Annotated in this window: 19 protein-coding genes; 6 read left to right on the forward strand and 13 right to left on the reverse strand. The window is 70.2% G+C overall.

The window, feature by feature from the left end; genetic code table 11:
* Positions 1-211: hypothetical protein (locus PKE85_RS00035; RefSeq protein WP_271202742.1), on the forward strand; the 211-nt coding region annotated here is incomplete at its 5' end.
* Positions 212-443: 232 nt separating this feature from the next.
* On the opposite strand, the gene PKE85_RS00040 is transcribed toward PKE85_RS00035, so the two are convergent.
* The 4 genes from PKE85_RS00040 to PKE85_RS00055 all read right to left on the reverse strand — a co-directional run bounded on the left by PKE85_RS00040 (position 444) and on the right by PKE85_RS00055 (position 5,435).
* Positions 444-1,682: a DUF2254 domain-containing protein gene (locus PKE85_RS00040; protein WP_271202743.1), complete on the reverse strand. Its 1,239-nt coding sequence runs from the start codon at positions 1,680-1,682 to the stop codon at positions 444-446.
* A 216-nt stretch (positions 1,683-1,898) separates the two neighbouring features.
* Complete coding sequence (gene groL / locus PKE85_RS00045; protein WP_271202744.1) at positions 1,899-3,536, reverse strand: chaperonin GroEL; 1,638 nt, start codon at positions 3,534-3,536, stop codon at positions 1,899-1,901.
* Between the two features lie 99 nt (positions 3,537-3,635).
* On the reverse strand, positions 3,636-3,923 hold the full coding sequence (gene groES / locus PKE85_RS00050; protein ID WP_271202850.1) for a co-chaperone GroES: 288 nt from the start codon (positions 3,921-3,923) through the stop codon (positions 3,636-3,638).
* Positions 3,924-4,217: 294 nt separating this feature from the next.
* Positions 4,218-5,435: a hypothetical protein gene (locus tag PKE85_RS00055; protein ID WP_271202745.1), complete on the reverse strand. Its 1,218-nt coding sequence runs from the start codon at positions 5,433-5,435 to the stop codon at positions 4,218-4,220.
* Between the two features lie 131 nt (positions 5,436-5,566).
* On the opposite strand from PKE85_RS00055, the gene PKE85_RS00060 reads away from it, so the two are divergent.
* Complete coding sequence (locus PKE85_RS00060) at positions 5,567-6,004, forward strand: MarR family winged helix-turn-helix transcriptional regulator (protein WP_271202746.1); 438 nt, start codon at positions 5,567-5,569, stop codon at positions 6,002-6,004.
* Positions 6,005-6,023: 19 nt separating this feature from the next.
* Here PKE85_RS00060 and PKE85_RS00065 read toward each other — a convergent pair whose 3' ends face one another.
* The gene (locus PKE85_RS00065; RefSeq protein WP_271202747.1) at positions 6,024-6,515 is read right to left on the reverse strand and encodes a GNAT family N-acetyltransferase; all 492 of its coding nucleotides are present in this window, start codon (positions 6,513-6,515) and stop codon (positions 6,024-6,026) included.
* Between the two features lie 246 nt (positions 6,516-6,761).
* Between PKE85_RS00065 and PKE85_RS00070 the strand changes: the two genes are divergently transcribed.
* On the forward strand, positions 6,762-7,673 hold the full coding sequence (locus PKE85_RS00070; protein WP_271202748.1) for a L,D-transpeptidase: 912 nt from the start codon (positions 6,762-6,764) through the stop codon (positions 7,671-7,673).
* A gap of 161 nt (positions 7,674-7,834) precedes the next feature.
* On the forward strand, positions 7,835-10,648 hold the full coding sequence (locus tag PKE85_RS00075) for a [protein-PII] uridylyltransferase (RefSeq protein ID WP_271202749.1): 2,814 nt from the start codon (positions 7,835-7,837) through the stop codon (positions 10,646-10,648).
* Positions 10,649-10,652: 4 nt separating this feature from the next.
* On the opposite strand, the gene PKE85_RS00080 is transcribed toward PKE85_RS00075, so the two are convergent.
* From PKE85_RS00080 to PKE85_RS00115, 8 genes are all read right to left on the reverse strand, one after another.
* Complete coding sequence (locus PKE85_RS00080; RefSeq protein ID WP_271202750.1) at positions 10,653-11,474, reverse strand: TrmH family RNA methyltransferase; 822 nt, start codon at positions 11,472-11,474, stop codon at positions 10,653-10,655.
* A gap of 10 nt (positions 11,475-11,484) precedes the next feature.
* Positions 11,485-13,302, reverse strand: a complete 1,818-nt coding sequence (locus PKE85_RS00085) for an ABC-F family ATP-binding cassette domain-containing protein (RefSeq protein WP_271202751.1) — start codon at positions 13,300-13,302, stop codon at positions 11,485-11,487.
* Positions 13,303-13,353: 51 nt separating this feature from the next.
* Positions 13,354-14,703 carry a histidine kinase dimerization/phosphoacceptor domain -containing protein gene (locus PKE85_RS00090; RefSeq protein ID WP_271202752.1) on the reverse strand — a complete coding sequence of 450 codons (1,350 nt, stop codon included), beginning with the start codon at positions 14,701-14,703 and terminating at the stop codon, positions 13,354-13,356.
* A gap of 50 nt (positions 14,704-14,753) precedes the next feature.
* A complete protein-coding gene (locus tag PKE85_RS00095; RefSeq protein ID WP_271202753.1) occupies positions 14,754-15,308 on the reverse strand; it encodes a sigma-70 family RNA polymerase sigma factor in 555 nt (184 codons plus the stop codon).
* Complete coding sequence (locus PKE85_RS00100) at positions 15,305-15,583, reverse strand: NepR family anti-sigma factor (RefSeq protein WP_271202754.1); 279 nt, start codon at positions 15,581-15,583, stop codon at positions 15,305-15,307. The genes PKE85_RS00095 and PKE85_RS00100 overlap by 4 nt, the downstream gene beginning before the upstream one ends.
* Before the next feature lie 78 nt (positions 15,584-15,661).
* Entirely contained in the window at positions 15,662-15,985 is a 324-nt protein-coding gene (locus PKE85_RS00105; protein ID WP_271202755.1) for a hypothetical protein, read from the reverse strand.
* 320 nt (positions 15,986-16,305) lie between these two features.
* Positions 16,306-17,091 carry a response regulator gene (locus PKE85_RS00110; RefSeq protein WP_271202756.1) on the reverse strand — a complete coding sequence of 262 codons (786 nt, stop codon included), beginning with the start codon at positions 17,089-17,091 and terminating at the stop codon, positions 16,306-16,308.
* A 102-nt stretch (positions 17,092-17,193) separates the two neighbouring features.
* On the reverse strand, positions 17,194-18,234 hold the full coding sequence (locus tag PKE85_RS00115) for a PAS domain-containing protein (protein ID WP_271202757.1): 1,041 nt from the start codon (positions 18,232-18,234) through the stop codon (positions 17,194-17,196).
* A 227-nt stretch (positions 18,235-18,461) separates the two neighbouring features.
* Between PKE85_RS00115 and PKE85_RS00120 the strand changes: the two genes are divergently transcribed.
* Both PKE85_RS00120 and PKE85_RS00125 read left to right on the forward strand, forming a co-directional pair.
* A complete protein-coding gene (locus tag PKE85_RS00120; protein WP_271202758.1) occupies positions 18,462-19,088 on the forward strand; it encodes a Crp/Fnr family transcriptional regulator in 627 nt (208 codons plus the stop codon).
* A gap of 144 nt (positions 19,089-19,232) precedes the next feature.
* Complete coding sequence (locus tag PKE85_RS00125; RefSeq protein ID WP_271202759.1) at positions 19,233-20,480, forward strand: OpgC family protein; 1,248 nt, start codon at positions 19,233-19,235, stop codon at positions 20,478-20,480.
* Positions 20,481-20,640: the final 160 nt, after the last annotated feature.

Consider the following 20,640-nt stretch of genomic DNA (forward strand, 5'->3'; position numbering starts at 1 on the left):
CGTCAATCCGGAAGTGGACCGCACGGCTTCAAGCGTCCCGGACCCGCAACGGATCGCGGGAGCCCCTCCTGAAACGAGCCAGGGCGGAACAACGCATCGGATCGACCCGTATGAGGTTGCGGCCATCGTTCGCCTCGTAGAGGACGATGCTCCCTGCTTCGTCGCTGGGATCAACACGGCCGATTATCCGCCACGACATGCGCTCCTCTGACTTCTGCTGGCGCCTTCAAGAGGATGGCTTCGCCGCCCACCCGCAGCGCCGGTGATCGTCGGGCGCGTCCTCGCGGACGCCGTCAAACCCGAAGGCTCCGGCACGACATGGAAGCAACGCGCGCTTCCGCCCGCGCCTTCCTTTTCGCCCCGCAGACCTCGTAGGTCCCCGGCGAAAGGCTTCCGCGTTCAGGAGAGGACGTATCGAACGATGCGCGCAGGCCGCCGGCGCGTCAGACCGAACCCGCCGCTGAACGAACGCGCTCCAGATCCGCCGCAAAGGCGAGCGCCTGCTCGGCCCGGGCCAGCGCGATCGCCGAGCGGCGCCGGGCGGCGGCCGCGAAGCGCGGATCGTCGAGGGCGGCGAGCGAGCGATAGGCCTTCTGCAGGCGCAGCCCCACGATCACGTCGCCGGCCCCGTCGCGCTCCAGCGCCTCGAACAGGTCCTCGAACACGTCGTCCGGCTCGATCGCGGGCACGAGCACGGCGGGGAAGCGCGGCTCGGTCTCCTCGACCGGCTCGGCCCACAGCGCCAGAACCCGCACCCCGCGGCCGATCACGTCGATGATGGTCCCGGGGTCGTTGATCGCGGAGGACAGGGCCCGCGAGCCGATCTCCGACAGCACGCAGATCCCGAACCGCGGGTCCTGGTCGAAGGACCGCGTGTCGCCGATGACGAAGGCCGCCTGCACGGCCTTGACCGCGTCGTCGTCGGGGACGGGGGCGTCGATCCAGCCAAGCGGGCGGGAGGGGCCGACGAACAGGCCCGGAAGCGCCTCCAGCACGATCCGCCCTCCGAGACGCTCGGCGACGGCGGCCAGCGCGCCCATGTCCACATGCTGCACATAGCCGATCTCGGGCGCCGCCACGGCGGTCGCGCCGTCCGGCGGCGGGCCGTCCCGGCGCGCGCCGCCCAGATGGGGCGCGCGCTTGCGGTCGCGCAGCGCCTCGGCCGCGGCCTCCTCCACCCGGCGGGTGATGTCCGTGACCCGGCCGAGCGTGGCGAGATGGGCGATCCAGCGCAGCAGGGTGAGCACGATCAGGCCGATGACCGCGACGGTGACCGCCATCAGCACCAGCCGGCCCTGCTCGCCATAGGCGCCGGCGCTGAGCGCCACGATGCCGACCAGCGCGAACAGGAACGAGCCCAGGAAGGTGGCGAGCACGTTCTGGGTGGTGCGGTCCTCGGCCACCAGCGTCGCCGCCCGGGGCGTGACGTTGCTCGACGCCGCGGAGAAGGCGGAGATCATGATGTTGAGCGAGAAGGTGGTCACCGCCAGCATGCTCGCCGCGATGATGCCGAGGATGTTGTCGACCGCGTCCGCGCCCACCTTCGCGGGCAGGCCGCTTGGAATCCAGGGGCTGACGACGATCGCCACCAGCGCGGTCGCCACCGCCGCGATCGAGAACAGGCTCGCCCGGAACCAGATCCGGCGCGAGACCCGGGACAGCGCCCAGCCCCAGCGTGACATCGACAAATTCCAGGCCCCCGTTCTGTCTCCGAGGGCGGCCATATAGGACGCCCGCTCCCGGCGCGAAGCCGGATGCGAACACGAAAAAGGCCCCGGAGCGATCCGGGGCCTTTTCCTGTTCGAGCCTTGGAGGGCTGGATCAGACGTCCATGCCGCCCGCGAAGCCGGGAGAACCGGCTTCGCTTCTCTTGATGATGGGCGGCTCTATGGCCGTCCTCAGAAGTCCATGCCGCCCATGCCGCCGCCCGGCATCGCCGGCGCGCCGCTGTCCTTCTTCGGCAGCTCCGCGACCATGGCTTCGGTGGTGATCAGCAGGGCCGCGACCGAGGCGGCGTCCTGAAGCGCGGTGCGCACGACCTTGGTCGGGTCGACGATGCCGGCCTCGATCATGTCGACGTACTCTTCGGTCTGGGCGTTGAAGCCGGCGGTGACGGAGGGGTTCTCCAGCAGCTTGCCGACCACGATCGAGCCCTCGACGCCGGCGTTGGCCGAGATCTGACGGATCGGGGCCTCAAGCGCCTTCAGCACGATGTTCACGCCCGCCTGGATGTCCGCGTTGTCGGACTTCAGGCCGGTGATCACCGTCTTGGAGCGCAGCAGCGCGGTGCCGCCGCCCGGAACGATGCCTTCCTCGACCGCCGCGCGGGTGGCGTTGAGAGCGTCGTCGATGCGGTCCTTCTTCTCCTTGACCTCGATCTCGGTGGCGCCGCCGACGCGGATGACGGCCACGCCGCCAGCCAGCTTGGCGAGACGCTCCTGGAGCTTCTCACGGTCGTAGTCCGAGGTGGTCTCTTCGATCTGGGCCTTGATCTGGGCGACGCGGCCCTCGATCGCGTCCTTCTCGCCGGAGCCGTCCACGATGGTGGTCTTCTCCTTCTCGAGCACGACCTTCTTGGCGCGGCCGAGCATGTCGAGGGTGACGTTCTCGAGCTTGATGCCGAGATCCTCGGAGATGACCTGGCCGTTGGTCAGGATCGCGATGTCCTCGAGCATGGCCTTGCGGCGGTCGCCGAAGCCCGGCGCCTTCACGGCCGCGACCTTCAGGCCGCCGCGGAGCTTGTTGACCACGAGGGTGGCGAGCGCCTCGCCCTCGATGTCCTCGGCGATGATGACGAGCGGCTTGCCGGACTGCACCACGGCCTCGAGCACCGGCAGGATCGCCTGCAGGCCGGAGAGCTTCTTCTCGTGGATGAGGATGTACGGATCCTCGAGCTCGGCGACCATCTTCTCGGCGTTGGTCACGAAGTACGGCGACAGGTAGCCGCGGTCGAACTGCATGCCCTCGACGACCTCGAGCTCGGTCTCGAAGCTCTTGGCTTCCTCGACCGTGATGACGCCCTCGTTGCCGACCTTCTGCATGGCCGAGGCGATCATCTCGCCCACTTCCTTGTCGCCGTTCGCGGAGATCGTGCCGACCTGCGCGACTTCCGCCGAGGTGGCGATCTTCTTGGACGAGGCCTTGAGGTGCTCGATCACCTTGGCGACGGCGAGATCGACGCCGCGCTTCAGGTCCATCGGGTTCATGCCGGCGGCCACCGACTTGGCGCCCTCGCGGACGATCGCCTGGGCGAGCACGGTGGCGGTGGTGGTGCCGTCGCCGGCGAGGTCGTTGGTCTTCGAGGCCACTTCGCGCACCATCTGGGCGCCCATGTTCTCGAACTTGTCCTCGAGCTCGATCTCCTTGGCGACGGTGACGCCGTCCTTGGTGATGCGCGGAGCGCCGAAGGACTTCTCGATCACGACGTTACGACCCTTCGGGCCGAGCGTGACCTTCACCGCGTTGGCGAGGATGTCGACGCCGCGCAGCATCTTGTCGCGCGCGTCGGCGGAAAAACGTACGTCTTTCGCAGCCATGTGAATGCTCCTTTGAGCAGGTGTGTCAGGTTTCAGCCGGCTCGCCGCGTCGCTTTAGGACAGCGCGGGCCCCGCCGGGCGTAAAAAAGCCGGAAAACCTCAGGCGATGACGCCGAGGATGTCCGACTCCTTCATGATGAGCAGGTCTTCGCCGTCGATCTTGACCTCGGTGCCCGACCACTTGCCGAACAGGATCTTGTCGCCGGACTTGACGTCGAGAGCGACGATCTTGCCGTTCTCGTCACGGGCGCCGGCGCCGACGGCGACGACTTCGCCTTCCTGCGGCTTTTCCTTGGCGGTATCCGGGATGATGATGCCGCCCTTGGACTTCTCTTCGGCGGTCAGGCGGCGGACGACCACGCGGTCGTGCAGCGGACGAAATGCCATGGGTGAATTCCTCTCGAGCGCTTGCGGTGACGCTTCGCGATCCAAATGTGCCTCCGGCGTCTCGGCGCCGGATCGTTAGCGCTCTATTGGTGAGAGTGCTAACAGGCCGCGAGATACGAACGCTCCCGCGCGGAGTCAAGGACGGGACGGAAAAGGTTCCGTGATTTTTTGCGGACGCGTTCGCGAAAGGGAGGCGTGCGACGTCCTGCCGGGAAGCGTCAGGCTGGCATGCGCGGTTGTCGGGATCATGACGCTAGGGCGCGGCGGTGAGCCGCCGACGCGTCGGCCCCGCGATCAGGATTTCGCGACGTCCTCGCGGGGCTTGCGCGCGCCGCGGATCGTGGGCTCGGGACGGGTCGCGTAATACCAGTGCTGGGCCTCGCGCCAGGCGCGGCGCATATTGACCGCAAGCGGCCACCAGACCGGCGCGGGCTTCAGCTCCCAGCTGAAGGACTCCGCGATCAGCTGCATCAGCGAGGGCAGGTGGCTTGCGTTGCGGATGTCCTGGCGCAGGGTTTCGGCGTCGATGCCTCCGGCCATCTCCTGCTCGTCCTCGGTCACGCTCGCCAGCATGCGCTCGATGCCGCGGCGGACGTCGTCGTCGGATTTGCCCACATAGTTCAGGATGGCGATGGCGTTGTGGATCGCGGTCGGCACCGGCAGATGGGACACGTTCGGCCCGGTCAGCAGTTGCGATTGCGCCCGGTCGCCCACGTTGTGCTCCGAATAGATCATCTTCACGATCGTGTTCGGCAGCTCCGCCACGAACATGGCGTTGCCGTTGCGGCGCATGCTCTCCTTCCGCTCCGGGTTGGCGGCGGCGTAGGCGTGGGCGCGATGGTAGCCGGGGACCGAGCGCTCCGGCTCATAAGGCCAGATGTAGACCCGCGGCTGGAACGCCAGGATGCGGATGATCCGCTCGGGCTTGAGCTGCGCGAGCAGCCCGCCGATCAGCAGCGCGCCAAAGCCCGCCTTGCTGCCGCCCATGATCGAGATCTTCTCGTAGCCGAAGCGGTCCGCGATGCGGGAGATCGCGGTCGCGAGCCGGCTGGAGCGCTGGACGTAATAGGGCACGCGGGCGTCCGAGACGAACAGCACGTCGTGGCCGAACGAGGCGCGGAACAGCGCGAAGCCTGGCTTGGTGGAGAGGATGACCAGCAGGCGGGAGCTGTCGGCGCCCGGCCGCAGGAACAGGGTGAAGCCGAAATAGCTCAGCGACGCGTTGGGCCGGATCGCCCGGGCCACCTGGACGCTGGTGCTGAGGTAGTCGCCCTCGGCCGCCGCCTCCGCTGCGGCCAGCGCCGCCGCGCGCCGCTTGCGCCGTTGCGCGCGCGCGTCCCCGTCGGTCGCCGGAACGCTGCGCGTCGGGGGCGTCTCCGAGGGCGCGCCGCCCGCAGCCAGCATCTGCTCCTTGCGGCGCTGGGCGCGAGCGATCCGCGTTTTTCGTCTGGTGGCCGCCGCATCCGGATCCGTCGGCTGGGCCGTGGAGGCGGCGCGCTGGTCTGAGGTCATCCGGTCACGTCTTCCGAAAGAGCGATTTTTATCGGCTACCACCTACGATCCGTCGACGCAATGCGGCCGGAGAGGGAGCGGGGGCCTCAAAAACCTTGATTTCGGTCGGGATTCGGCGCGATCCTGACGCCATGGCGACGAGAGACGAAATTCTCGACATCCACACCATGTGCGCGTGCTCGCACACCCGCATGGCGGCCCGCGCGGTGACGCGGTTCTACGACGACGCCCTGCGCCCGGCGGGGCTGAAGGGCACGCAGTTCGTGCTGCTCGCCGCCATCGAGGCGGACGAGGCCGGCTCGATCACCGATCTCGCCGACCGGATCGAGATCGAGCGCACGACGCTGGTGCGCAATCTCCAGCTTTTGCGCAAAGACGGGCTGGTCCTGCCCGAAAAGGGCGTGAACGGCCGCCGCAAGCCGACGCTGACCGAGAAGGGCCGGGAGGCGCTCGACGCCGCGCTGCCGCTGTGGCGCACGGCCCAGAGTGAGATCGAGCGCCGGCTCGGCTACGGCTCGTGGCAGGTCACGCGCCGCCGGCTCGGCGAACTGCGCAAGGCGGTCGGCTGAGAGTCGGCCTTTCCGGTCTTCAGGCGGCGGGGACGTCGCGGGCGTAGTGGCGCATCAGCGCCGGCGTGCCGTCGTGCCGGGCGCGTGTGCCCGGCAGGCGGACGAAGCCATGGCGCAGCAGGAACCGGATCGCGCCCCCGAACCGCGTGTCGATCCAGGCGCTCAGCCGCGCCGCGCCCGAAGCGGCGGCGAACGCGTCGGCCCCCGCCAGCAGAGCCAGCGCGAAGCCCTGCCCCCGCACGGACGGCGCCAGGAACAGCGCGGTGATTTCGAACTCCTGCGGCCGCACGTGGGGGGTGACGCCAAGCGCCCCCACCAGCGCGCCGCCGGCGTCGGTCATCACCCACAGCCGCCCGCCACGGCCGGCGAAGCCGCTGGCGGGGGCCGCGAAGGCCGCGCCGAAGCTTTCGGAGGCGTCGGGCTCAGCGTGCTCGGCGAGCGTGGCGTCGGCCAGACGGATCAGTTCAGGACCGTCCTCGTCGATGGCCTCCCGGATCAGGACCTCGGTCATGGGCGTCTCCCGCGCGTGGGCCGGCTCGGCCGCGCGGCCGTTCTGTCATGGAGACATAAGGGTGACAAGCGCAGGGGGCGGCCGTCGCCCGCGTGCGACAGGGAGGCTGTGATCGTGCGCGGCGCGCCGCGCGAACCCGTTTTCGCCATGGTCGTCAGGGATGGGTCACGCAGTCGTTCATGCAACGTAAGGCTCTGGCGCCGTTTAATCGTGGCCGGTTCCGGCCGTTCGAGGAGTGTGAAAGCCGTGTCTGTCTTCCGCGTCGCGCCGCTCGCGGCCCTCGCCCTCGCGCTGGTCGCTCCCTCGGGCGCCGCCATCGCCCAGACCCGCGTCATCGAAGCGCCCGATTACGTGCGGCGTGACCGCTCGCAGGCCCGGGTGGTGGAGCGCTACGTCTACGACGACGGGCCGCGCGTGATCCGCCGGTCGTCCCGCGGCGACCGCTTCATCGAGGACATGTACGAGGACGAGCCGGTCTACCGCCAGCCGCGCCGGATTCCGTCGGCGCGCGAGCGCGCCGCGATCGAGCGCGGCTATGCGAGCGAGGACTGGCGCGGCCGGCAGTACCGCCGGCATTATTACGAGGACTACGAGGACGCCTATGGCGACCCGTATGAATCCCGCGCGCCGCAGGTGCGTCCGATGCAGCCGCGCTACGCCGGGCCGCCGTCGGGCGCCGGCGCGACCGCCGCGCCCCAGACCCGGCGCGGGCTCGATCCGAAATTCGCCCGCGCCACCGTGCCGTATCGCGGGCCGGAGGAGCCGGGCACCATCGTCATCAACACCTCCGAGCGCTTCCTGTATCTGGTGCAGGCCGACGGCACCGCGATCCGCTACGGCGTGGGCGTCGGCAAGGAGGGCTTCTCGTGGAAGGGCGTCGAGACCATCTCCAACAAGCGGGAGTGGCCGGACTGGCGCCCGCCGGCGGAGATGCGCCAGCGCCGGCCGGAGCTGCCGGTGTTCATGCCGGGCGGCCCCAACAACCCGCTCGGCGCCCGCGCGCTCTATCTCGGCTCGACGCTCTACCGCATCCACGGCTCGAACGAGCCCTGGTCGATCGGACGGGCGGTCTCGTCCGGCTGCATCCGCATGACCAATGAGGACGTGACGGACCTCTACGACCGCGTCGGCGTCGGGACCAAGGTCAAGGTGATGTGACTGGGTGAGGTGATTTAGGACCGGGCTCCGCGTCGCCCGGTCCGTCGCCTGACGTCGTCGCCACGTGACGCGGGCGCGTTCCTTGCCTACATACGGCCGTCGTCGCGCCGACGGCGCATCTCCGGTCCTTCGGGCCGCCTCATCGGAACCGTCTCCGGCCCATGTCCGCACTCCGTCCGCCCGCGCGCGCCGCGCGCGAAGCCCGTGAACTCTGCGACGAAACGGCGCTCGCGGCCGATTTCGCCGCCATCTCCGCCGCACGGCGGGGCGACGGCGCCACGCGCCACGCCGAGGTTGTGGCGCGGGTGAAGCGGGCGCTGGCGGAGGGGCGGGCGCTCGCCCGGACCTGGCTGCTGGAGGACAAAGGGGGCGCGCTGTGCGCGGAGCGCCTGTCGGGACTGATGGACGCCGTCATCCGCGCGCTGTTCCACCACGCCACCACCGATCTCTATCCGCGCCAGAACCCGTCCTCCGGCGAGCGGCTGTCGGTGGCGGCGGTGGGGGGCTACGGCCGGGGCGCCATGGCGCCGGGCTCCGACGTCGACCTGCTGTTCCTGCTGCCCTACAAGCAGACCGCCTGGGGCGAGAGCGTGGTCGAGGCCATGCTCTACGTGCTGTGGGACGCGGGCCTCAAGGTCGGCCACGCCACCCGCTCGGTGGACGAGTGCATCCGCCTGTCCAAGGCGGACATGACCATCCGCACCGCCGTGCTGGAGGCGCGCTTCGTGGTGGGCGACGAGGCGATCTTCGCCGACAAGATGCGCCGCTTCGACGCCGAGGTGGTGGAGGGCGCGGCCGCCGAATTCGCCGCCGCCAAGCTCGCCGAGCGGGACGAGCGGCTGGGGCGCTCCGGCGCCTCGCGCTATCTGGTCGAGCCCAACGTCAAGGAGGGCAAGGGCGGCCTGCGCGACCTGAACACGCTGTTCTGGATCGCCAAATACGTCTACCGCGTCCGCGACATCGAGGAACTGGTGAGGGTCGGGCTGTTCTCGGCGGCGGAGCTGAAGCTGTTCCGCAAGTGCGAGGACTTCCTCTGGGCGGTGCGCTGCCACCTGCACTACATCACCGGCCGCGCCGAGGACCGGCTGTCCTTCGACCTGCAGCGCGAGATCGCGCTGGCGCTCGGCTACACCGAGCATCCGGGCCTGAAGGACGTCGAGCGCTTCATGAAGCACTACTTCCTGGTGGCGAAGGACGTGGGGGACCTGACCGCCATCCTCTGTCACGCGCTGGAGGAGCGGCAGCAGAAGCCCAAGCCCCGGCTCGACCGCTTCCTCACCAAGCTGAAGCCCAAGCGCAAGCCGAAGGAGCTCGGCGACTTCATGGTGGAGTCCGACCGGCTCGACGTGGTCGACGAGACCGTGTTCGCCAAGGACCCGGTCAACCTGATCCGCTTCTTCCACATCGCCGACCGCAACGATCTGGCGCTGCATCCGGACGCGGTGCGGCTGGTGACGAAATCGCTCAAGCTGATCGACGCCCGCCTGCGCGAGAGCCCGGAGGCGAACGCGCTCTTCATCGAGATCCTGACGTCGCGCCGCACGCCCGAGACCACGCTCCGGCGGATGAACGAGACCGGCGTTCTGGGCCGCTTCATCCCGGACTTCGGCAAGATCGTCGCGATGATGCAGTTCAACATGTACCACCACTACACGGTGGACGAGCATCTGCTGCGCTCGATCGGGGTGCTGGCGGAGATCGAGGGCGGCGAGGCCAAGGACAGCCATCCGCTCGCCAGCGAGACGATGCCCACCGTGCGTGACCGGGTCGCGCTCTACGTGGCGCTGTTCCTGCACGACATCGCCAAGGGGCGTCCTGAAGACCACTCGGTGGCGGGCGGGCGCATCGCGCGCCGGCTGTGCCCGCGCTTCGGCCTGAGCGCCTCCCAGACCGAGACGGTGGCCTGGCTGATCGAACAGCATCTCACCATGTCGATCGTCGCCCAGTCGCGCGACCTCTCCGACCGCCGCACCATCGCGGATTTCGCCAAGGTCGTGCAGTCGCCGGAGCGGCTGAAGCTGCTGCTCATCCTCACCATCTGCGACATCAAGGCGGTGGGGCCGGGGGTGTGGAACGGCTGGAAGGGCCAGCTGCTGCGCACGCTCTATTTCGAGACCGAGAACGTGCTCACCGGCGGCCGCTCCGACGGCGACCGCAACCGGCAGGTGGAGCGCGCCCAGAGCGACGTGCGCGAGCGGCTGTCGGACTGGAGCGACCGGGCCTTCAAGGCCTACGCCAAGCGGCAGTATCCGGCCTACTGGCTGCGCGAGGACGCGGACCGGGCGGTGGCGCACGCCCGCTTCATCGCCGCCGCCGACAAGCAGGACCGCAAGCTCGCCACAGACGTCGCGACCGACGCCTTCCGGGGCGTGACCGAGCTGACCGTGCTCGCGCCCGACCATCCGCGCCTGCTCGCCATCATCGCCGGCGCCTGCGCGGCGGGCGGCGCCAACATCGTGGACGCCCACATCCACACCACCACCGACGGCTTCGCGCTGGACTCCATCGTCATCAGCCGCGCCTTCCCCCAGGACGACGACGAGCTGCGCCGGGGCCGCCGCATCGCCGAGAGCATCGAGAAGGCGCTGATCGGCGACATCTGGCTGCACGACATCGTGGAGAGCAAGGTGGCGAGCGGCCAGAAGGGCCGCAGCCGCGCCTTCCACGTGGAGCCGGAGGTGACCGTGACCAACGCCTGGTCCGACCGGCACACGGTGCTGGAGCTCGTCGGGCTCGACCGTCCCGGCCTGCTCTACGAGCTCACCACCGCCATCTCCAAGCTCAACCTCAACATCGTCTCCGCCCATGTGGCGACCTTCGGCGAGCGGGCGGTGGACGTGTTCTACGTCACCGACCTCACCGGCGCGAAGCTCGCCTCCACCGCGCGGCAGAACGCGGTGCGCCGCAGCCTGAAGGCGGCGCTGAGCGAGGACCGGGACGCGGAGAAGGACAGCAAGGCGCGGCCGAAGAAGTGACGCCTCAGGCGAGGCGGCCCCGCGTCAGCGCGTAGAGCGCGATCCCGCTGGTGGTCGCCACGTTCAGGCTGTCGAAGCCGCCGGCCATGGCGACCCGCACCGTGCGCGACCTCGCCATTAGTTCGGGCGCGAGCCCCGGTCCCTCCGCGCCGAGCAGCAGCGCGGTCCTCCGCGCGGGGACGACCTCGCCCAATTCCTGCGCTCCGGCGGGGCTGAGGGCGAAGGTGGCGAAGCCCGCGGCGTCGAGCGCGTCGATCAGCGCCGCCCCCGAGCCTCCGCGGGCGAAGGGCAGAACGAGGCTCGCCCCGACCGAGACCCGGATCGCCTTGCGGTAGAGCGGATCGCAGCAGGCGCCGTCCAGCAACACCGCGTCGGCGCCGAAGGCGGCGGCGTTGCGGAAGACGCCGCCCACATTGTCATGGTTGGAGACGCCCGAGAGCGCCACCACCAGCGCCCGCTCCGGCAGGCGGGCGAGCAGGGCGGCGGGCGTCTCCGGCGCGGGGCGCCGGCCGATGGCGAGCACCCCGCGATGGATCGGGAAGCCCACCACCGCGTCCATCACCGTCCGCCCGGCCACATAGACCGGGACCTCCTCCGGTAGTTTTCCGAGGAGTGCGGCGAGCGCGTCGGCGCGGTGCTCGGCGATCAGAGCGCTTTCGGTGGCGAAACGCGGGCCAGCCCCGCGCCCGCCCTCGACCAGCAGCCGCAGCACCACCTCGCCCTCGGCCACGAAGCGCTCGCCATGGCCCACCACGTCCCGCTCCCGCACGGCGCGGTAGGGCGCGAGGCGCGGATCGTCGGGATCGGAGACGGGGATCAGGGGCATGGGGCGCGCGTCATCCCGCCGCCAGCTCCTCCCGCAGCATTTCCAGCTCCAGCCAGCGCTCCTCCGCGGCGGCCTTCTCGGCCTCAGCTTTGGCGAGGTCGTCCGAGGTCTTCGCGAAGGCCTTCGGGTCTTTGGCATAGAGCTGCGGGTCGGCGAGCTTCGCCGCGAGCGTCGCGATCTCCGTCTCCAGCGCCGCGATGCGGGCGGGCAGGGTGTCGAGCGCGTGCTGGTCCTTGAACGAGAGCTTGCGCTTCGGCGCCGGGCCGGGGGAGGCGGCTCCGCCGGCTGAGGACTTCGCCTTCGCGTCGGCCTTCACCGCGGCGCGGGCGTCCACGCCCCGGCCGCGCTGGGCGATCATGTCGGCGTAGCCGCCGGCGTAGTCCTGCCAGCGGCCCTGGCCTTCCGAGGCGATGACGGCGTTCACCGTGCGGTCGAGGAAGTCGCGGTCGTGGCTGACGAGGATCACCGTGCCCGGATAGTCGGCGATCATCTCCTGCAGCAGGTCCAGCGTCTCCAGATCGAGATCGTTGGTGGGCTCGTCCAGCACCAGCAGGTTGGAGGGCTGCGCCAGCGCGCGGGCCAGCAGCAGCCGGCCGCGTTCGCCGCCCGACAGCGCGGACAAGGGCGAGCCCGCCTGCTCGGGACCGAACAGGAAGTCCTTCATGTAGGACACCACGTGCTTGGTCTGGCCGCCCACCTCCACCGTGTCGCCGCGGCCGTGGGTCAGCGCGTCGCGCAGGGTGGTGGAGGGGTCGAGGCTGGCGCGCTTCTGGTCGAGGGTCGCGATCTCCACGTTGGAGCCCACCCGCACCACGCCGGAATCCGGCTCCAGCGCGCCCGTCAGCAGGTTGAGCAGCGTCGTCTTGCCGGCGCCGTTGGCGCCCACCAGCCCGATGCGGTCGCCGCGGGCGATGCGGGTGGAGAAATCCGCCACGATGGCGCGGCCGTCAAAGGCCTTGGAGACGGTCCTCGCCTCGATCACCAGCGCGCCGGAGGTCTCGCCCTCGGTCACGGTGAGCCGCACCGCGCCCTGCGGCCCGCGCTGGGCCTTGCGCTTGGTCCGCAGGTCGTCGAGCGCCCGCATGCGGCCCATGTTGCGCTTGCGCCGGGCGGTGACGCCGTAGCGCAGCCAGTCCTTCTCGCGCTCGATCTGGCGGTCGAGCTTGTGCCGGTCCAGCTCCTCCTGCGCCAGCGCCTCGTCGCGCCAGGCCTCGAACGCGCCGAACCCCCGGTCGAGCTTGCGGGTGCGGCCGCGGTCGAGCCACAGGGTGGCGCGGGTGAGGTTCTCCAGGAACCGCCGGTCGTGGCTGATCAGCACCAGCGCCGAGCGCGACGAGCGGAGTTCCGCTTCCAGCCATTCGATCGCCGGCAGGTCGAGATGGTTGGTGGGCTCGTCCAGCAGCAGGATGTCCGGCTCGGGCGCCAGCGTGCGGGCGAGCGCGGCGCGGCGGCCTTCGCCGCCGGACAGGGTCTTGGGGTCCTCGTCGCCGGTGAGGCCGAGCGATTCCAGCAGGTAGATGGCGCGATGGCCGTCGTCGCCGGGGGCGAGCCCCGCCTCCACATAGGCCCGGGTGGTGGCGAAGCCGGTGAGGTCCGGCTCCTGCGGCAGGTAGCGGATGGTGGCCCCCGGCTGCACGAAGCGGGAGCCGTCGTCCGCCTCCACCAGCCCCGCGGCGATCTTGAGCAAAGTGGACTTGCCCGAGCCGTTGCGGCCCACGAGGCCCAGCCGTTCGCCGGCCGAGACCGCGATCTCGGCGCCGTCGAGCAGGGGATGGCCGCCGAAGGTGAGGCGGATGTCCTTGAGGAGAAGCAGGGGAGGAGGAGCCATGGCCGAGGGTCATAAGCCGCCGGCCACGGCCACCGCAAGGCGCATCGCGTCTCAGCGCGCGGGGGGCTTCATCCCGATCGCCGGCTTGTCGAAGGTGAGCGCGACCCGGAAGCAGATGAGGCCGGCGCCGTCGTCCTCGATCGGACTGCCGAGCTGGTCGCCATAGGCGCGGATCAGGCGCATGGGCAGGCCGCTTTCGGGCCGCCACGAGGGGACCGGCGTCGAAACGCAGATCACGACGCGGCCTTCGTCGTCCGGCTTCGCCGAGACGGAGGCGGAGGCCGCCGCGGCCCCCGCCGCGTTCAGAAGCTCGGTCAGCAGCAGGGCGAGCGAGACGCCCCGGTCCAGATCCAACTCGCCGACCTTCTCGTCCGCCTCCACCGCCACGTCGAAGCTGCGCCCCGCGCCCACGTCGCGGGCCTGCACCGCCACGTCGCGGATCAGCGCACCCACCTCCACATGGCCGATCTCGCCGCTGGCGTAGGAGGCCTTGTAGGCGGCGGCCATGGCCCGCACGCGGTCTTCGGGCGCGCGGAGCACCGCGGACAGCGACTGCGGCGCCTCCTGGCGCTGCAGGGCGAGCAGGCTGGCGATCATCTGGAAGTTGTTCTTCACCCGGTGGTGCAGCTCGCGCAGCAGCGTGTCCCGCGCCTCGACCGCGGACTCAAGCTCGGCCGAGCGCTCGTGCACCCGCCGGGACATGCCGTCGAGCGCCGCGCCGAGCCGGGCCAGCTCCGCGGGGGCCTGATCGAGCCTCGCGGCGCTCACGTCGAGCCGGCCGCCGTGATAGGCCTCCGCCGTCTCGCGCAGCAGCCGGATCCAGCGCAGCACGTAGCGCTCGATGCCGAACAGCACGAGCCCGACGCAGAGCAGCGTCATCAGCGCCGGCAGCCCGAGCGTCAGCAGCAGCCACTGGGTCTGGCTGCGTCCCATGAAGTCGAACGGCGTGGCGGCCACCACCTTGGCGTCGCCGTTCGCCACGTTCGAGATGGCGTAGCGGTAGGCTTTCCCGTCCGCGCCGCGGCCCTTCAGAATGCGATCGTCGCCCGCGAGAGCCTTGTCAGGCAGCCCCTGCTTCGGCAGGAAGCCGCTGCCGAACGGAGCCTTGAGCTCCTCGGCGCGCACCTCGCCGGACGGGCCGACCAGCGCGACCCCGATCCGCGCCCGCGAGCCCCGGTCCTGGAAAATCGCCGCCCGCGCCTCGTCCGAGAGCGGGCCGGGCTTGGCGCCATAGGTCGCGGCGCGGGCGGCCACGAGCTCCGCGGCCTGCACCAGCCGGTCGCGATCGGTGAGGTCGGCACCCTGAAAGTCGCGCACGCCCAGCCAGACCGCGAGCGCGATGACCGGCAGATTGGCGGCGATCAGCAGGAGCGCCACATTGGCGCGCAGGGTCTTCAGCACAGGTCACCCTCGCCGAAGCGGCCGCCCCGGCTGCGCGAGCGCGCCGCGCATCACGTCGGCCCCGCGCCCAGCGCCGCGCGGAGCGCGGGCTCGAGGCCGATCTCGTTCACGTCGAGATTGAGCTTGCGGGTGAGGGCGTTCCGGGCGCGGTTCACCCGGCTCTTCACGGTGCCGACGGCGCAGTTGGCGATCTCGGCCGCCTCCTCGTAGGAGAACTCGGCGGCGCCGATCAGGATCAGCGCCTCGCGCTGCTCGTCCGGCAGGCTCGCCAGCGCCTTCTGGAAATCGGCGAGGTCCATGTGGCCGTTCTGCTGCGGCGGCACCGACACCCGTTCGGCGAACATGCCGTCGGTGTCCTGCACCTCGCGCTTACGCCGCCTGATGTCCGAGATGTAGACGTTGCGCAGGATGGTGAACAGCCAGGCGCGCATGTTGGTGCCCTCGGTGTAGCTGCCGAGATTGCGCCACGCCTTCACGAGGGTTTCCTGCACCAGGTCGTCGGCGCGGTCGATCTGTCCGGACAGGGAGACGGCGAAGGCGCGCAGGCTCGGAATATGGACGAGGAGCTCGTCGCGCGGCGCCCGTGCGGGCGGGGCGTCGGTCATTGAGCACCGTTGGTCAAAAGATCGTCCTTGTCGGCGTCCGCGGTCGCCTCCGCAGGCTGCTGCTTGCGGTCGAGCTCCGCCAGCAGATCCAGAAAGCGATCCGGCACCGGTTGATTGAGGATGTCCATGTACCCGGCGCGGAGCTGGCGGCCGATGTGAGTCTGGATGTCCACGTCGATGCTGGAGGCGTCGAGTTTACGCTCAGTCATGTCCCACCTTTCGCGCGACGCCCATTCGCGGTCGGCGCATCGCCAGATAGCGCGCCGGTCCGGCATGGCCAGCCCGGATCACGGCGCGAAACGTCCACGCCTCAGGTAATGTGGCCGGATCATTCTTTAACAGTTTAACGACGCTCATTCCGCCGTGTTCGCAAGCGGAGACTGGGGACTGAGCGGAATGGTCGCGTCGCGGGCGACCGTGGTGGTGCGCTGAACCGGATCGTGCGCATAGGCTCCGGCGCCCGGGGCCGAAGCCGTGGCGACGCGCGCGGGCGGCGCAAGACGGTCGCCCTTGCCGCCGCCGGAGGCCGTAGCGCCCACGTCGAACGCCAGCGCCATGATCAGGACGGCGGCGGCCGCCGTCGCGAGGGCCGCCACGACGGCGGCCGCCGAAAGCGGCGCGGCGCGCCCGCGTGAAATCCGATAGGGTCGGTAGGAGCCGTGAGTGACATAGGCCATGATTCCGCCTCGCATCTTGGGAGGTCAGGGCGGTTGGACGGCCTGAACGTCTGTCACGCCGTCATCCGCTGGTCCACGCGCCGCCCCAGTAGTGAGCGGCCATCGCAACGTGCGACCCATGCCGGAGCGCGCCTGTCGCCGCACGCCGTCGCCTGTCCTCGATCCCGGCGTTGTCCGCCGGCGACTTCGCCTGTTGGCTTTGAACCCTCAACGCGGCTTGGCGCGGAAAGTTTCACCGGCGCCGTCCACGCCCTTCGACGCATGAAAAAGCCCCCGGGCCGGAGGGCGTCGGGGGCTTTTTGGCGTAAGGCTCGGAACGGTCAGTGCGTGGCGGCCCGGGCGCGGGCGCCGAAGAACAGCGCCTGGCTGACGATGGCCTTCACGGTCGAGGCCTGGAACGGCTTGGTGACCAGGAACACCGGCTCCGGCCGCATGCCGCTGAGCAGGCGCTCCGGATAGGCGGTGATGAAGATCACCGGCACTTCGAGCTGGGGCAGCATCTCCTGCACGGCCTCAAGGCCTGAGCTGCCGTCCGCGAGCTGGATGTCGGCCAGCACGAGGCCGGGCTTGGTCTTGGCCGCCATGGCGACCGCTTCGGTGTGGGTGCGCGCCACGCCCACGACCCGATGGCCGAGGCCTTCCACCAGCTTGGACAGGTCCATGGCGATGATGGGCTCGTCCTCGATCACGAGCACGTCGGTGGCGACCTGCTCGGCGATCTCGCGGCCGGCGTCGTCGATGGCGCGCGACACCTCGTCCGGCGACAGGTTGAGGATCTGGGACACCTCGCCGGGGGTGAAGCCCTCGACCGAGACCAGCAGGAACACCTGCCGCGACCGGGGCGTCAGCGCCTCGATGGTGCGCTCGGAATGGGCCGCCTCCAGCCCGGTCTCCACATTGAGGGCGACCGAAGACCAGATGCGCGAGAAGATGGCGTAGAGCCCCACCCGCGGCGGGACGTCCGGCGGGAAGATGCTGGGATCGGCGATCAGCGCCTTGAGCACGGCCGCCACATAGGCGTCGCCGCTGTCCTGACGGCCCGTCAGGGCGCGCGCGTAGCGGCGGAGGAAGGGCAGGTGGGGAGCGATGGTGTCGGCGAGAGCCATGAGGCTGGGATTCCGAAACGCGAGGTCAGCGGGGCCGGGAATTTCCGTCGGCGGATCGGAAATGGAGCGGCGGGGGAACTGGGCAAGGTCTGCCCGCCGTTGTCAACGCAGATCGGTTTCCGCCGGCAGCAGGATTTCGATCTCGTATCTCTCCCCGATGCGCCTCCGGAACTCGCCGCCCGCGCTGCGGGCGAGGCTCTGGGCGATGGCGAGTCCGAGTTCGGTCGAGCCGCTCACGGGCTCGCGCCCCGGCGCCGCGCAGGCGGCCGCAAGCCGGCAGCCGCCGTCCGGCAGGGCCGCGACCGTCACGGAGACGTGCGCGCCGGGGCCGGTCGACATGGCGTTGCGGGCGAGGTCGATCATGATCTCGGTCAGCGCCTGCGCCAGCAGCGTGGCGCGACGTCCCGAGGCGGGCAGCGGGGCCGCGTCGATCGCGACCGGATGCCGGCGGTTGGGGTCGTAGATCCGCAGCGCCCCCTCGACCACCCGCGCGAGGATCGCGTCCGCCCGCACCGTCTCGCTCGCGTCCGCCGGCGCCTCCGACTGGGCGGCGGCCATGGATTCGAACCGCACCCGCACGTCTTCAAAGGCGTCGCGGCCGTCGCCCGGCTCCATGCGCTGGCCGAGCAGGCTTACGAAGCTCGTCATGGTCTGCAACTGATTGCGGAAATGGTGGCGCAGCGCGGCGAGGCTGGCGGCCTCCGTCTCCAGCGTGCGGGAGGACACCTGCATGCCGATGAACCGGACGATCGCGCCCCCGGCGTCGCGGATCGGAGCGATGAACACTTCGTTGCGGAACGGCGCGCCATCCTTGCGGTGGTTGAGAAGCGCCACCTGAAACGGCCTTCCGTCCGCGAAACCGCGCCGGAACCGCTCCGCCGCCTCCGGCTCCGTCGAGGGGCCCTGAAGGAAGCGGCAGTTGCGCCCGATCACGTCGCGCTCGTCGTAGCCGCTGAGCGCCAGGAAGGCCGGGTTCGCGAAGACGATCGGCATGTCGCCGCCGGCGTCCGCCACGCACATCGGGATATCGCAACGGGCGATGGGGCCGAAATCCTCCGGCGTCAGCGCCAGCGACGCCGTCGCCGCGGCGAACAGGGAAGCGGGTTGCGGCGTCGCAGGATCAGGGGCGGGGAAGTGCGTCATGACTTGGGGATTTAACGCCTATGACTAGCGATATCTATGTATTTTGACGTAGCGTGCATGGGGTTTGGGATGATCTTTATCCTCCGACTCGACCGCTTCAGAAAATCCAGCGCCGCGCCCCGCCGATGTATGTCCGCTGCTCCCATTGCCCCCTCCGCGTAAAGCCGGCGTTTCACCCGAAAAGCGACAAGGAGGTCGCGCTGCTCGAGGAGCTGAAAAGCGACCACGTGCGGCTTGCCGCCGGCGCCGATCTCATTCTGCCCGAACAGTCCGACGCCGAGCTCTACACGGTCTTTTCCGGCTGGCTGTTCCGCTACAAGGAGCTCAACGACGGCCGCCGGCAGATACTGAACTTCGCGTTGCCGGGCGACCTGATCGGGCTGCAGGCGGCGCTGTTCGAGAAATCCTTTTACGGCGTGACGGCGCTCACGGATGTGGAGCTGTGCGTCATTCCGCGCCGCAAGCTGTGGCGCCTGTTCGAGCGCATGCCCGAGGTCGCCTATGACGTGACCTGGCTCGGCGCCCAGAGCGAGGCGATGGTGGACGAGAACCTGCTCACCGTCGGCCGCCGCAACGCCGCCGAGCGGATCGTCGCGCTGGTGGCGAGCCTCTACAAGCGCATGGACCTTCTGGGCGGGCTGCGCGAGGGGGCGATGGATTTTCCGCTCACCCAGCAGCACATCGCCGACGCCCTCGGCCTCTCGCTGGTGCACACCAACAAGACGCTGGCGAAGCTGCGCGTGGCGGGCCTGTTCACGGTGGCGGACGGCCGGCTCACGGTCGCCAATCCGCGCGGCGTGGGCCGCTTCGCCCGCTATTTCGAGACGCCGATCGCGCCGCGGCCGATCCTTTAGATCGCGCGCCGTCCTGCCCCGGGCGGCTTGACGCGCGCCGCCGTTCGGCGAAACCTTCGCCCCATTCCAAGCGTTGCATGGCGTCGGGCGGCGGGTCGATTCGCGCTGTGGGCGCGATCATGGCCAGGGGGAGGCGCGATCAAGGTGAACGGCGGTCGAGGCGTCGCGAACGTGAAGCATCCGTCCGGCGCGGCGCCCGTGTCGTCGCGGGACTGGCGCATCGATTTCTGGCGCGGTCTCGCGATCGTGTTCATCTTCTGGAACCACTCGGTCGACAACGTCATGAGCTGGTTCACGACGAAATATGTCGGCCTGTCGGATTCCGCCGAGCTGTTCGTGTTCCTGTCCGGCTTCGCCATGGCGAGCATGTTCGTGGGCAAGTTCCTCGACCGGCCCGTGATGGCGATCCCCTACGCCTTCGGGCGCGCCTTCACGCTCTACCTGCACCACATCGCCGCCTTCGTGGTGATCGCCACGCTCGCGGTGCTGTACCGCGAATACGCCGGCTCCAGCGTGATGGAGCGCGACCTGTTCATCCGGCCGTTCCTGGTGGCGACCGAGACGGTGCTGCCGAAGCTCGCGACGCTCGGCTACCTGCCGCCGCTGCTCGACATCCTGCCGCTCTACATCATCCTGACGCTGCTGATCGGCGTGCTGTTCGCGGGCTTCCGCGACCGCTGGCCGTTCTACGTTGCCTTCGCGGCCGGCGTCTGGATCTGGGCGCGGTTCTCGGGCGCGACGCTGTCGTCCTATCCCGACACGCGGCTCTGGACCTTCAACCCCTTCGCCTGGCAGGCGGTGTTCCTGGCGGGGTTCGCCACCTTCCTCGCCCGCGACGAGCGCTGGCTCCGGGACGTTCTGGCGGCGCCCGCGACCATCGCCCTGTCGGCCACGGTGGTGATCGTGGGCTTCATCGCCGCCGCGCCCTGGGCGACGCTCGGGCTCTACGAGTGGCGGCCGCTGCGGTTCCTCACCGACATCGCCGACAAGGCCAACGCCTCGCCGGTGCGGCTGCTGCACTTCATGGCCATGGCCCATCTCGCGTCGCTGTTCGTGCGGCGGGAGAGCCGGCTTGGGCGCAGCGCGCTCGGCCGGGCCATGGTGCTGATCGGCCGCAAGAGCCTGCCGCTGTTCGTGATCTCCACCGTGTTCGCCGCCATGAGCCACGGCGTGTTCGACTGGTTCGGCCACGGCTGGCCGGTGCAGGTGGCGTTTTCGCTCGCGGGCGCGCTGGTGCTGGTGGCGCTGGCCTATGGCGGAGAGGCGCTGCGCACCACCAAGCGCGCCGCGCCGAAGCCCGCCGCGGCGCCGGCGAAACCCGTCGTGGCCCATGCGGAGGAGGCGCGGCCAGCCGCCGCGCCCGCGACGCCCACATCGCCCGCCCGCAACTGACCGCCGCGCCTTGACGCGCGGCGGCGCGGGCTTTCTCATGAACTTTGGTAGGGCCTGACGCGCGGCGCCGAGGGAGCGTCGCGCGGTGCGCCCGCCAGCTTCTTCCCGCGCCCGCCCGCGCGTCCGCTTCTCCCCGTCGCGCCGTTTCCGGAGACGCCGT

It is taken from the genome of Methylopila jiangsuensis (genome assembly GCF_027922305.1).
Taxonomy (GTDB): domain Bacteria; phylum Pseudomonadota; class Alphaproteobacteria; order Rhizobiales; family Methylopilaceae; genus Methylopila; species Methylopila jiangsuensis.